The following is a 13,309-nucleotide window of genomic DNA, read 5'->3' as shown; positions in this document are numbered from 1 at the left end:
GAGCTATCTTTGAAAAGAGATAGCTCTTTTTTGTATATATTTTCTTCTATTAGCGGAATCTAACTAAAAACTTGTTGAAAAGGAAGTTAGGTGGGGAAATTGTTAGAGCTTGAAGGTAACTTATTTGAAGTTATGAAAGAAATTAGGGATGAGTTAGGTTCACCTAATGATTTAACAATTAGAGAAGTTGCTCTTGCTGGGAGTTTTACACGTTGTGCGGTTGTGTTTTTATGTGGATTAACAGACAAGGATAATGTTTATAAATATGTCGTTCGTACGCTGCAATACGAAGAAATTCCAAGTGAGGAAGCCGTTGTTCAAACGTTATTGGATCGTTTTATTTCTATCGCAGAAGTGGGTGTAAAGACGAAGTTTCCAGACATTATGAATGCGATTTTAGCGGGAGATACGGTTATATTAATTGATAATATTCAAACGGCTATCGTGATTAATAGTAGAGCTTGGGAAAAAAGAAGTTTAGAACCACCAGTAACTGAAGATTTAATACGTGGACCGAGGATCGGATTAAATGAAGATATTAATGTGAATAAAATGTTAATCCGACGTAGTTTACGTGATCCAAAGTTGAGGTTCCAATCTTATATTATGGGGAAGCGATCGCAGAAAGAAGTAACCCTAGTATATATAGAAGATATTATTAATCCTCACATTGTAAAAGAGTTGGATCGCCGTCTTCAATCAATAGTGACAGATGTCGTTTTGGAAACAGGTACGATTGAACAATTAATTCAGGATAATAATTTATCCCCATTTCCACAGTTTTTGAATACAGAGAGGCCTGATAATATTATAGCCTCATTAGCGAAAGGAAAGGCAGCCATTTTGGTAGACGGATCCCCATTTGCTCTTATTGCGCCACTCGTATTTGTTGATATTTTTCAATCTGTAGAAGATCATTACGAGCGCTGGGTGATTGGAACGTTATTACGATTTTTACGTATGGGTTCAGGTATAATTGCGGTTTTGTTACCAGCTATGTATGTAGCACTTGTATCTTACCATCAAGGACTTATTCCTTCTAAACTGGCTTATTCAATTGCAGGTGCTAGGGAAGGTGTTCCGTTTCCAGCGTATATTGAAACGTTAATGATGGCCTTGACTATGGAATTAATACGAGAAGCTGGAATCCGATTGCCGAAACCGATGGGACAAACGATAGGGATTGTAGGAGGTCTTGTAATTGGAGAAGCTGCGGTAAATGCAGGGATTGTAAATCCATTTTTAGTTATTATTATTGCAGTTACTGCGATTGCTACATTTTCGCTTCCTGTATATAGCATTACAATTACGTTCCGAATTTTACTTTTCGTCTTTGTATTAGCTGCAACGGCTTTTGGTTTGTATGGGATTATTCTAGCTCTGATCGCACTTGCTATTCATATTACAAATTTAACAAGCGTTGGTATACCGTATACAACTCCAATTGCTCCTGCATTTTATAAAGATTGGAAAGAAGAATTTATTCGCATGCCAAAATCGATGTTGAAAGATAGACCAGAGTACTTACAAACAAAAGATTCTACAATACGTCCAAAGGAGCGAAAATAATTGAAACCATTTGAGTATGGCGATGAAGAGATTGGATCTCGGGAAATTGGGTTTGCGGTATCATCGACCATTATTGGTATAGGAGCATTGTCTATGCCAAGAGATATCGCTAACCAAACTTTATTTTCGGACGGTTGGATTATTTTGCTTTTGGGTGGATTGATCTGTACAGTTTTAGGTTGGTTTGTGACGAGGGTGGCGATCTTATTTCCGAAACAAAATTTTGTTCAATATACGAGTGCGCATTTGACGAAGCCTGTTGCATACACAATTAGTAGTATTTTAGTATTAACGTTTGCTGCTTTGACAGCATATGAATCGCGAATGATTTCAATTATTTCTCAAACGTATTTATTTAGTGATACACCGATACAACTACTGTCTTTCTTCTTCTTGCTAGTTGTTATTTATGGAATAGCAGGATCAAGAGCAGCCTTATTAAGGTTAAATGTTTTATTCTTACCTATTGTTTTAATTGCGATAGTACTTCTTTCTTTATTGAATATAAATTTAATGGAAATAAATAATTTACTACCAGCTTTTCAAACGAAAGTAAGTCAATATGCTGTTGGAGTTAAAAATTCTATTTTTACGTTTATTGGATTTGAAGTAGCTTTATTTTATGCGGTGTTGCTGAATGATAAGTCAGCGAAAAAAGCGCCAATGGCAGTCGCGAAAGCGGTGATGGTAAACGTGTTGTCATACATTTTAATTTATGTAACTTGTATTAGTGTTTTTACGTATATGACCACACGTGGATTGACATATCCAACAATTGAATTAGGGAAAGAAATTGAAATTGGCGGAGGGTTTTTAGAAAGGTTCGATGCGATTTTTTTTACGACTTGGATTATTACTATTTATAACACTACAGCAATGTATTATGACGTCGCATCTTTATTGTTTTGTGCTATGTTTCCGAAAGTGAAGAAACATATTTTTATTTTCGTAAGTGCCCCTATTATTTTTATGGCGAATATGATACCTAGTAGTTTGAATGCTTTATCAAGTTATGGGACTTATTTAGCTTGGATAGATATGGGGTTTGTTGTGTTAGCGCCTTTGCTCGTTTTAATTGTATATAAAATAAAAAGAAGGAATGGTGGAAATGAAACACCTTCTTAAAATTATAATGGTTATGACTTTAACTGGATTTATGAGTGGGTGTTCTGAGTTAGAAGAGATAGAAGAAAGAGGATTTGTAGTAGGAGCGGCTTATGATATCGTGAAGGAGAAGAAAGCGAATCCAATTATGAAAGGGACGTATCAAATGGTACTTCCTAGTAAGTTAGCGCAGCAAGGTGGACAAGGTGATGGAGATGGCGAAAATTATATTAATGTTAGTGCGAAAGCAGATAGTGTGTTTGAACAAATAAGAATAATCGCTAAAAAAATTAGTCGTACATTATTTTTCCCTCATATACAAGTGATTATTTTCTCTGAAGAATTACTTTCACATCCATACATTTTACAAAATACGTTAGATGTATATATTCGCGATCATGAAATGAGAAGAAATATTCGTTTGTTTGTTTCAAAGAAAAATGCAGAATCTATTTTAAAACAGAGTGCAAAACCTGAAAATTTACCGGCGCAGTATATTGATATGTTAGCTGAACACCCTCCGAAAAATGCCCAAATGATTGAGGCTGCAAGAATTGGTGAGGTACAGGAAAAGATGATCTCTAACCGGAGTTTTGTATTACCTATTCTTGAACTAACAAAACAAGGGGTGCAAATGGACGGTGCAGCATTGTTTCGTGGAAAGGATAATAAGTGTGTAGGCAACTTGAGTGGGGAAGAAACATTAGGGATGAATTATATAATAGGTAAAAAAATTGGAGGTTTTTTTACCATTCGTAAAAAGGATCAACTTATTACATATGAAATTCATAAGTTGCGTCGAAAAATTAAAGTATCTACAACGAATGCTACAAAACCAAAGTTTAATATTCATTTATCTCTGGAAGGTACAATAGCTGAGTTGCATTTTAGTGATCATAAAAAGGTTTTGAATGAAAAGCGTTTAGAGAAGGATATATCGGAAGAAATGGAGAAGCGTATTCAAAAATCAATTAAACTTGTTCAAAAAAAATATAAGGTAGATGTATTAGAGTTAGGGGAAGTGTATAAGCGACATAATTATAAAGAGTGGAAAAAGGTAAGTAAGAATTGGGATCAAGGCGAAAATTACTTTAGTAAAGCTGAAATTACTGTTCATGTTCACCCGACGATTGAGCATTCAGGCTCGGCTTTACCTAAAAGAGTGAAATAAGGTGATGTAAGTTGTTTACGGGTTTAGGGATTAGTTGCACGATATTAATGGCAGTTCTTCCAGGAGCTATATATTTTATTCATAAAAAACTCACAACGTATGGAGCACAGCCGTGGAATACTGATGTACAAAAAAAGAAACCTGAATGATTTTCAGGTTTCTTTCGTGCAAAGCAAACGTGAAGGGGGATACCTTCTATGTATGCTTTGCTTTATACAAGCCCTAACCAATGTACCAATTGTGTAGAGAGGAATGTAACAACAATGGCGATAACGGTAGGGATTGCAAACGATAAGAATGTCCATTTTGCACTTTTTGTTTCTTTATATATGTTAACCAATGTTGTTCCACACGGGAAATGAAGAAGTGAGAACAACATTGTGTTTAACGCTGTTAACCAAGTCCAACCATTTTCTAGGAATAGATTTTTAATTTGATTAAAATCATCTATTTCAGTTAAAGCCCCAGTTGATAAGTAAGACATTAATAAAATTGGGATTACAATTTCATTAGCGGGTAGTCCAAGAATGAATGCAGCTAGAATAAACCCGTCAAGTCCTAACATTTTAGCAAATGGATCTAGGAAGTTTACAAAATACATAAGTAAGCTTGTGTCACCGATAAAAATGTTAGCAAGTAACCAAGTTAATGCAGCCGCAGGGGCAGCAACAACTATAGCTCGTTTTAAAACATAGATTGATTTATCGAGTGTTGCGCGAACAATTGTATTCCAAACTTTTGGCTTGCGGTACGGAGGTAACTCAAGTGTGTAGTGAGTTGGAACCCCTTTTAAGGCTGTTTTTGATAGTACCCAAGAAACAGTTAATGTCATAATAACACCAATTACAACCATTCCAACTACAACGCCAGCAGTAACCAATGTTTGCATACTGCCTGTATAACCAGCAGCCATAAATAGTGAAGCCATTAAAATTAACATAGGCCAGCGACCGTTACAAGGAACGAAGTTGTTCGTTAAAATTGCTAGCATACGTTCACGTGGTGATTCAATGATACGTGTTGACATAATGGCTGCTGCATTACAACCAAATCCCATTGCCATTGTTAAAGATTGTTTCCCGTGTGCGCCGGATCGTTTGAATAAGCGGTCCATATTAAACGCGACACGTGGTAAGTATCCGTAGTTTTCTAGTAGCGCGAACATAGGGAAAAAGATTGCCATAGGTGGTAACATAACGCTAATAACAGCTCCGATACCACGGAATAAACCAAGTATTAAAATGCCATGTAACCATTCAGGTGCATGCGCTGCTTGGAACCAAGATGTTAAATATCCTTCGGCCCATCCGAAGAATTCGGCAATCATATCAGATGGTACGTTAGCGCCTGCGATTGTAAGATAAAAAATAATAGATAAAATACCGAGCATAATTGGGAATCCCCAGATTGGAGATGTGAAAATTTTATCTAGTTTTTCGGAACGATATAATTTATCAGTATTTGTATATTGGACGGATTCTTTACATATGCTTGCAGATGTTCGGTAAATATCTCCGACTATATCATCTCGTATATCTTCATTTGAAAGTGTTTGTGCATGTTGAATAATATAGTCTAATGGAAGAGCTTTACTGGCTGAGTGAGATTCCATTAATTATGACCTCCCTTACAAGTGGTTCATTATGGTGCTTTTGAAGTGTAGTTAAGAAATTTTTATCTCCATCCAATATACGTAACGCAATCCAACGTGCTGGATACGTATCACCGAACACCTTATAAATTTGTGGTTCTAATTCTTGAATCATATTTTCGACTTTTTCGCTGTAAGTAATTTTAATTGGTGTTGGAATTAGTTTTTTATTTGATACTTTTGCAATAACATTTAGTAAATGACCAATGCCTACTCGGTTACGTGCTGAAATTTTAACTACAGGTACACCAAGTGATTTTGCTAATTTTTTTTCATCAATAACAATACCTTTTTTCTCGGCTTCATCAATTAAGTTAATGCAAATGACTACGTTGTTTGTCATTTCCATCACTTGGAGTGCTAAATTTAAATTTCTTTCCATAGCAGTTGCGTCTAGGACAACTACAGTTACTTCTGGTTTTTCAAATATAATATAATCCCTCGCCACTTCTTCGTCCGCGGAATTTGAGTATAATGAGTAAGTTCCAGGTAAATCTATTAATGTATAAGTACTTCCGTTATGTTCATATTCTCCTTCAGCTTTTAAAACAGTTTTTCCTGTCCAATTTCCAGTATGTTGTTTTAAACCTGTCAAAGTATTAAATAATGTACTTTTCCCGGTATTCGGGTTGCCAGCTAAAGCAATACGATGTTTGCTCATCTGAAATCATCTCCTATTAATACCCCGAAAATAAGGGAACTTTCTTCTTTTCGCAGTGCAATAGTTGTGTTGCTCACTTGATAGGCGACCGGATCTCCAAGTGGACTGCGTTGCAATACTTTAATCGTTGCCCCAGGGATAAATCCCAAATCTAATAAACGTCGTTTCATAGTTCCTTCTAATTGTATCTTCTCAATTTGTACAAATTCCCCTGTTTTAAAATCGGAAAGGGGTTTAGTATTAGCCGATACCATAAAAGTTACCTCTTCTCTATATTGTTAGTGTTAGTTTAAAAAGTTTCCTTGGGTAAACTTTTTGTTAGTAATATAGTAGACTACATTGGATGATGCTGTCAATTAGTACTTTAAAAATATTCATTTAATTTTAGAATTGTTCCAATTTATTTAGTTGTACTAAAAAATATTACTGAAATTCTTTTTAATGTGCATAAATTAGGCGTGTAAAAGTTACAAAATACAGCGGAATTGTAAATATAACTTTAACTAAAAGGGAAAAAGAGAGAAAAACATTTACATTGAATTTACATTGTTAAGAATAAATTTACATTACAGCATAGTTAGTGTGGTTTTTGTTGGATTCTTTAACTGTAAATGTTGGGATTCATAGATTTTAAGGGTTATTATCGTCATTTACTTAAAATTAAAAATTGCTTAACACTCACATAATATTGTTGTCCTACAATGAATTTGTGTTCGAAAGAAAATGAATTCGAAAAGTGATAATCCAAATGGGGGTACAAGACATGGTTATGAAAAAAGGTATTAAATTCTCTTTAGCAGCTTTAGTGGTAGCAGGAGCATTAGTTGGGTGTGGAAAAGCAGAAGATACAACTAGTAAAGAAACTGCTAAAGGAAGCGATAATACAAAACAAGAATTATCGGGTACGATTGCAGCAGCTGGTTCTACAGCTCTTCTACCTCTTGCGGAGGAAGCTGGAAAGAAATTCATGGAGAAAAATTCAAAAGTTTCTATTCAAGTTCAAGGTGGCGGTAGTGGAACTGGGATTAACCAAGTAGCATCTGGTGCAGTGCAAATTGGTAATTCAGATGTTCCGTCCGGAGATAAAATAAAAGATGCTGAAAAGGCGAAAGAATTAGTAGATAACAAGGTAGCGGGTATTGCATTCGCTCTTGTTGTAAATAAAGATGTAAAAGTTGATAACTTAACAGTGCAACAAGTACAAGATATCTTCACTGGAAAAGTAACAAACTGGAAAGAAGTAGGCGGAAAAGATGAAAAAATCAACGTAATTAATCGTCCAGCTTCATCTGGTACACGTGCTACATTCGAAAAAACAATTATGAAAGACGCAAAAATCAATGATGGAACTGGAACAACACAAGATTCTAACGGTGCAGTAGAGCAAGCTATCAATTCTACTCCAGGTTCAGTAAGCTATTTAGCAATGTCTTACATGGTGGGTGATAAAAAAGGTGCACTGCAAACAGTGAAAATTGATGGTGCTGATCCAAAAGTTGAAAACATTGCGTCTGGTAAATATCCATTCTGGTCTTACGAGTATATGGTAACAAAAGGTGAAGCGAAAGAAGCAACAAAAGCTTACATCGATTATGTAAAAGGTAAAGACTTTGAAAAGCAAGTAGAAGATATGGGCTACATTCCAATGTCTAAATTAAATAAGTAATCAAATTTATGGGGCTGGCTGCAAGGCCAGTCCTGTTCATTTCAATCTGTGAAGTGGGGTCTGTCCTGTGATGAAGGGGAAAAAACAAATTAATTACGTGAAAAGTGAATATATAGGAAGATCACTTGTTACGTTTTGTGGTATTTTTATTGTTTTAATTACATTAGCTATTATTGCGTTTATTTGTGGCAAAGGAATTCAATCTTTTACACAAAGTGGTATCTCGTTTACTGAGATGTTAACATCGACAAAATGGAATCCAAATGCTGATCAAGGATCTTTTGGGGCTTTAATTTTTATTGTAGGTTCAACAGTGGTTTCGTTAGGTGCGGTTATTATTAGTGCACCAATTGCTATAGCTCTGGCTATATTCATGAATTTAATTTCGCCGAAGTTTGGAAATAAAGTATTGAAGCCTGTTTTAGAATTATTAGTCGGTATTCCGTCAGTAGTATACGGATTATTAGGGGTTACGATTTTAGTTCCGTTATTACGTGATTCGTTCGGGGGAGTGGGCTTTAGTTTAATTGCGGGTATCGTTGTATTAAGTATTATGATTTTACCTACTATTGCTAGTATCGCTTCTGATGCAATACGCTCTGTTCCATTTGATTATTTAGAAGCTTCTTATGGCCTAGGATCAACGAAATGGCAAGCAATTAGCCGAGTGATTGTTCCTGCTGCGAAAAAAGGAATTTTAACAGGTGTTGTTTTAGGTTTAGCGCGAGCTTTTGGTGAAGCGCTAGCCGTTCAAATGGTAATCGGGAATACGATTAAATTACCAGAAGGAATATATAGTCCGACAGCAACGTTAACTGGTATTTTGACAATGGACATGACAAATACATTGAACGGAACTGCTTGGAATAATGCGCTATGGACTTTAGCAATGATTTTACTTGTTATTTCATTCCTGTTTATTTTAGTAATTCGAGCGATTGGGCAAAGAGGTGAGCGATAATAATGAATGCAAGAACGGTAAATAAAGTTTGGACGGGTATCTTTTATGCGGTTGCGGCTTTGGTCGTAGCTATGCTAGTGTTCTTAGTGTTTGAAATTTTACAAAAGGGATGGGGTTTTTGGGATCCTAATTTCTTGTTTGGAGAACCAAGTAATACAAGAGCTGGTGGTGGGATTGGTCCGCAGTTATTCAATTCATTCTACATGCTTGTTATAACGCTTATTATATCTATTCCTCTTGGACTAGGTGCTGGAATATATTTAGCAGAGTATGCAAAACAAGGGCGCTTTTTAAATTTTGTTCGTTTATGCATTGAGACAATGGCGTCTTTACCATCTATTGTTGTTGGTTTATTTGGTTTGTTAGTGTTCGTTACAATGACAGGCTGGGGATACACAGTAATGGGTGGTGCTCTTGCTTTAACTATTTTAAACTTACCAGGTTTAACACGTGTTTGTGAAAATGCTATTTCAGAAGTGCCTCATAATGTAAAAGAGGCAAGTCTTGGATTAGGTGCAACAAAGTGGCAAACAATCGTTCGTATTATTATCCCATCGTCATTACCGCAAATTATTACAGGGATTATTTTAGCGGCGGGTCGTATATTTGGGGAAGCGGCAGCATTAATTTACACAGCGGGTTTAACATCTCCGATTTTAAATTCAGCAGCGGACTTCTCGAGTCCTGCGCATCCTTTAAATCCGTTTAGACCAGCTGAAACGTTAGCAGTTCATATTTGGAAGTTAAATTCTGAAGGGTTTATTCCAGATGCGAAGTTGATTGCGACAAAATCTGCAGCTGTATTAATTATTATGGTATTACTATTCAATGTCATTTCACGCTTGATAGCATCTGTATTGCATAAGCGCTTTACAGGAACGAAAAGAAAAAGTAAAACGACGAAGAAGATAAAAGCGGCATAAGTTACAAAGGAGAACTCTCTATTTATAAGTAGAGGGTTCTTTTTGCATTTTAATATAGAAGGAAAAGGTGTAGCGATTGTTGAATTTGTAATTCGTTATATAGATAAAGAGGTGAAAATGAGGGAGTGGATTTAATTTGTTTTTTCTGCAAATGTCAGGTTTTCCTGGGTCAGGAAAATCGACAGTTTCTAAGTATATAGCGAAATTAACAGGTGCTGTAATTATAGATCATGATGTTTTGAAATCCGCGTTGTTAAAATCATTAAAAGTAAAAGGAATTGAATCGACGATTGTTGGTGGGCTTGTGTATGATGCCGAATGGGTATTGATTGATTCTTATTTAGAACAAGGGCATAGTGTTATATTGGATAGTCCGTGTTTATATGAGGGAATGGTTGAAAAAGGGATTGAATTATCAAATAAACATGGTGTGAAATATAAATATATTGAGTGTTATCTTAATGATATGGAGGAGATTAATAGGAGACTGCAAACACGTAAGCGTATGATAAGTCAAATTGAAAAGGTGGAGTCGGAAGTAGGTTTTAAAAAGTGGTTAAATGGTAGTAAAAGACCTTCAAATAATGAATACCTTATTGTGGATTCTAGTAAACCTATAGAGCAATATGTGGAAAAAATGATGGATTATATGACTAAATAGAGAAAAGGCGTTATCTTCATTTGTGAAGATAACGCCTTTTCTTTTTAAAAATCAGGTGTTTCTGTAGAAGTGTTTATTTTCCTACGAGAGCGTCTTTTTCTCCCGATTTTATCTAATAGTTCATACATAACTGGAACGACTACTAATGTAAGAACAGTTGAGACTGCCAAACCGCCGATGACAACGACTGCTAAACTTTTTGATACCATACTTCCTGCTTGAGATTGGCCAAATAGGAGTGGGAGCATAGCAACGATTGTTGTTATAGCCGTCATAATAATTGGGCGAAGTCTTGTGGATCCAGCTTCTAGTAAAGCTTCTCTCGTTTCCAGTCCGTTTTCTCGGTTTTGTTGGACTCTTTCTATTAATACAATAGCGTTTGTAACGACAATCCCAATTAACATTAATGCACCGATCAAGGAATTTACATCAACAGGTGTTCGTGAAATGATTAATCCTAAAATACCACCGACAGCAGCTAACGGCAAGGAGAATAGGATTGCAAAAGGAGCACGTGCTTGCCCGAAGGTGATAACCATAATTAAATATACAATCCCGATTGCGATCCCCATAATTTTGAATAAATCTGTAAAATTCTCTTGCATAGATTCAGTAGCTCCTGCGATATTTACTTTTGAACCGCTAGGTAAATCTAAGTCAGTTATCGCTTTATTTACTGCTTTGTTTACTTTACTCAAATCTTCATTTGAAGCTTCGGCGGTAATTTGAATTGTTTCTTTTCCGTCTTTATGGAAAATTTCTGTTTGCGTTTGTTTTTCTGAAATAGTTGCGATGTCTTTTAAAGGAATTGGTCCATTAATAGGTGATAGTATGTTTGTATTTAAAATATCTTCTTGTTTAGTAATGTTTTCCTTTTTATGTTCTATCATAATAGTAGTTTTTTCATTATTAATTGTAATTTCGCCAATAGGTGACTTCTTCATAAGGAATGCTACTTGTTGCGCAGCTATTTCTGGTGTTAAACCTAGTTGTTCAGCCTTTGTTTGATCAATATGAATTTGCCATTCTTTCTTAGAGTCTTCTAAATTCGTTTTTACTTTAGAAAGATCATCCATGCTTTTTAGTTTTGTTTCAACGATAGTAGCCGCCTCTTTTAAATCTGCTTCGTTAGTAGCTGTTACGTTAAATTGTAAGTTGTTGCCGCCACCAGAGCTTGAATAACTTGTTTTTATATAATCAAGTTCAGCAGGTTCAAAAGTTTTATTTTCCTTTTTTAACTCTTTAATATATTGATCAATATCAGAACCTTTTTTAAAGACTACAAATATACTAGCAAGGTTATTTTTAGTTGTTTGCCCCCATTGTGCATCTTCTGCGCTAGATCCCATTCGTAAAATAACGTCTGTTACATCTGAATTAGAAAGTAATTTCTTTTCGAAATCGAATGCTTTTTGTTTTTGAGCTTCAGCATTATAATCGGCTGGAAATGTCATGTTAATAGATAACATTGTGTCGTCCTCAGATTTTATGTTTGCTTTCGGTAGTAATATATAGGCTGCAATTGATCCTGCAAATAATAAAAATGCAGTAAGTAGAATAATGAATTTATGAGAAAGAGACCACTTTAAGGTAGCAACATATCGTGATGAAGAACTTGGCTTTCGATGCTTTGTTTTTTTGAGTAGTAAAAAAGCCATAAGTGGAACAACTGTTAGTGCAACGATTAAGGATGATAGAATAGAATATACAACTGCTAATACCATAGGTAACATTAATTTTCCGATTGCTCCTGATACGAGGCCGATAGGTAAAAAAACAGCGACCGTTGTTAAAGTAGAAGAAGTAATTGCGACGGCGACCTCTTTCGTTGCATCAAGAATAATATTTTTAGAGAAAGAATCTTTTTGTAAACGGCGGAAAATATTCTCGATGACAACGATACTATCATCGACGAGACGTCCAACCGCAACAGCTAAACCACCAAGGGTTAAAATGTTAAGTGTGATGTTAGATTGATGTAGTAAAAAGAGTGTTAATAAAATAGATAATGGAATACTGACAACAGCGATGAGTGTTGTTCGGAAGTTACGTAAAAAGATTAAGATAATTAGAGTTGCAGCGATTGCTCCAAGTATTACTTCTTTTCCCATGCTAGTAACAGCATTTTCAACTTGTTCATGGGTTGAAGCCAAAAGTTTAATAGAAAATTGATCTTTATATTCCTTATTTATCTCTTTAACTTTTTTATCAATCTCTTTTCCGATGGCAACTGCATTTTTACTCGGTTCTTTCATGATGATTAACCCTGTGCCTTCTTCGCCGTTTATATGTGAGATTGTATCGTAGTGTTGTTTGATTTCGATTTGAGCAATGTCTTGTAATTTCACTTGGGGTGCCACAGTGATGTTTTTAATGTCATTTACATTTTTTATGTCCCCGATGACGCGGAGGTTGTATTCTTCCTGATTAACAGTAATTGCCCCGGCTGGAGTAGAAGTTTCTTTTCCTTGTAAAACAGTTAGTACCTGCTGTGATGTTACGTTTTTGTTTTTTAATTGGTTCGGATCAAGTACGATAGATAATTCAGAGGTGGATTTTCCGAAAAACATAACGTTGGCAACACCATCAATGTTTTCGAGTTGTGGTACGATTTCTTTTTCAATTTGTTTTTCATCTGCTTTTGAAAAACCGTTTTGTTTCTGGATAGTAATTTGGGCGAGTGGAATCATAGAAGTGTTTAATTGACTAACTACGGGCTTGGTTACATCTTTAGGTAATTTAATTGTATTGACGGCTTTTTCGACTTCGCGTGCTGCATCTTTCATGTTTGCTTTTGATGTATATGCAATGTCGATACGTGATAATCCCTCGTGCGTAGAAGAAGTGATGGTATCGATATGTTCCAAATTACGAAATTGTTTTTCGAGAGGGTCAGTTACGTCTTTTGTCATCGTTTCAGCGTCAAGTCCCTGAGATAAGGT

12 protein-coding genes (1 of these 12 only partly in view) are annotated in these 13,309 nt (G+C 35.5%); 8 read left to right on the top strand and 4 right to left on the bottom strand.

The features are described from left to right. The first annotated feature begins 90 nt into the window (after positions 1-90). Genes gerLA through MHI28_RS14240 form a run of 4 tightly spaced genes read left to right on the top strand, consistent with a single transcriptional unit; the run spans position 91 to position 3,993 of the window. Positions 91-1,569 carry a spore germination protein GerLA gene (gene gerLA, locus MHI28_RS14255; RefSeq protein WP_003309092.1) on the top strand — a complete coding sequence of 493 codons (1,479 nt, stop codon included), beginning with the start codon at positions 91-93 and terminating at the stop codon, positions 1,567-1,569. Then, positions 1,570-2,694, top strand: a complete 1,125-nt coding sequence (gerLB, locus tag MHI28_RS14250; RefSeq protein ID WP_000802019.1) for a spore germination protein GerLB — start codon at positions 1,570-1,572, stop codon at positions 2,692-2,694. It abuts the gene before it with no gap. Continuing rightward, positions 2,678-3,844 (top strand): spore germination protein GerLC, encoded by a 1,167-nt coding sequence (gene gerLC, locus MHI28_RS14245; protein WP_000681639.1) that lies wholly within the window; start codon positions 2,678-2,680, stop codon positions 3,842-3,844. The genes gerLB and gerLC overlap by 17 nt, the downstream gene beginning before the upstream one ends. 11 nt (positions 3,845-3,855) lie before the next feature. Further along, a complete protein-coding gene (locus MHI28_RS14240; RefSeq protein WP_000493991.1) occupies positions 3,856-3,993 on the top strand; it encodes a hypothetical protein in 138 nt (45 codons plus the stop codon). A 62-nt stretch (positions 3,994-4,055) separates the two neighbouring features. On the opposite strand, the gene MHI28_RS14235 is transcribed toward MHI28_RS14240, so the two are convergent. From MHI28_RS14235 to MHI28_RS14225, 3 genes are read right to left on the bottom strand one after another with little or no spacing between them, the layout of a single operon-like run. Further along, complete coding sequence (locus MHI28_RS14235) at positions 4,056-5,456, bottom strand: nucleoside recognition domain-containing protein (RefSeq protein ID WP_000443621.1); 1,401 nt, start codon at positions 5,454-5,456, stop codon at positions 4,056-4,058. After that, positions 5,434-6,156: a FeoB small GTPase domain-containing protein gene (locus MHI28_RS14230; protein WP_000033874.1), complete on the bottom strand. Its 723-nt coding sequence runs from the start codon at positions 6,154-6,156 to the stop codon at positions 5,434-5,436. Before MHI28_RS14230 ends, MHI28_RS14235 begins: the two co-directional genes overlap by 23 nt. Continuing rightward, entirely contained in the window at positions 6,153-6,410 is a 258-nt protein-coding gene (locus tag MHI28_RS14225) for a FeoA family protein (RefSeq protein WP_000252988.1), read from the bottom strand. The genes MHI28_RS14230 and MHI28_RS14225 overlap by 4 nt, the downstream gene beginning before the upstream one ends. Before the next feature lie 509 nt (positions 6,411-6,919). On the opposite strand from MHI28_RS14225, the gene MHI28_RS14220 reads away from it, so the two are divergent. The 4 genes from MHI28_RS14220 (at position 6,920) to MHI28_RS14205 (ending at position 10,367) form a co-directional block, all read left to right on the top strand. Continuing rightward, positions 6,920-7,822, top strand: coding sequence for a phosphate ABC transporter substrate-binding protein PstS family protein (locus MHI28_RS14220; protein WP_000245111.1), 903 nt, complete (start codon positions 6,920-6,922; stop codon positions 7,820-7,822). A gap of 70 nt (positions 7,823-7,892) precedes the next feature. Then, a complete protein-coding gene (pstC, locus tag MHI28_RS14215; protein WP_000676676.1) occupies positions 7,893-8,783 on the top strand; it encodes a phosphate ABC transporter permease subunit PstC in 891 nt (296 codons plus the stop codon). Between the two features lie 2 nt (positions 8,784-8,785). Continuing rightward, positions 8,786-9,706, top strand: coding sequence for a phosphate ABC transporter permease PstA (gene pstA / locus MHI28_RS14210; RefSeq protein ID WP_000994151.1), 921 nt, complete (start codon positions 8,786-8,788; stop codon positions 9,704-9,706). Between the two features lie 136 nt (positions 9,707-9,842). Then, on the top strand, positions 9,843-10,367 hold the full coding sequence (locus MHI28_RS14205) for an AAA family ATPase (RefSeq protein ID WP_000465759.1): 525 nt from the start codon (positions 9,843-9,845) through the stop codon (positions 10,365-10,367). 44 nt (positions 10,368-10,411) lie between these two features. On the opposite strand, the gene MHI28_RS14200 is transcribed toward MHI28_RS14205, so the two are convergent. After that, a protein-coding gene (locus MHI28_RS14200) for an efflux RND transporter permease subunit (RefSeq protein ID WP_000375603.1) crosses the window boundary here: on the bottom strand, positions 10,412-13,309 show its 3' portion. Its footprint extends 147 nt past the window's final position; the window shows 2,898 of its 3,045 coding nt (coding positions 148-3,045); the start codon falls outside the window, past its right edge; its stop codon occupies positions 10,412-10,414.

The organism is Bacillus sp. FSL K6-0268 (assembly GCF_038005425.1).
Classification (GTDB): Bacteria; Bacillota; Bacilli; order Bacillales; family Bacillaceae_G; genus Bacillus_A; species Bacillus_A thuringiensis_S.
Note: the sequence above shows the minus strand (reverse complement) of the source record. Positions and strands in the feature narration are given on the sequence as shown.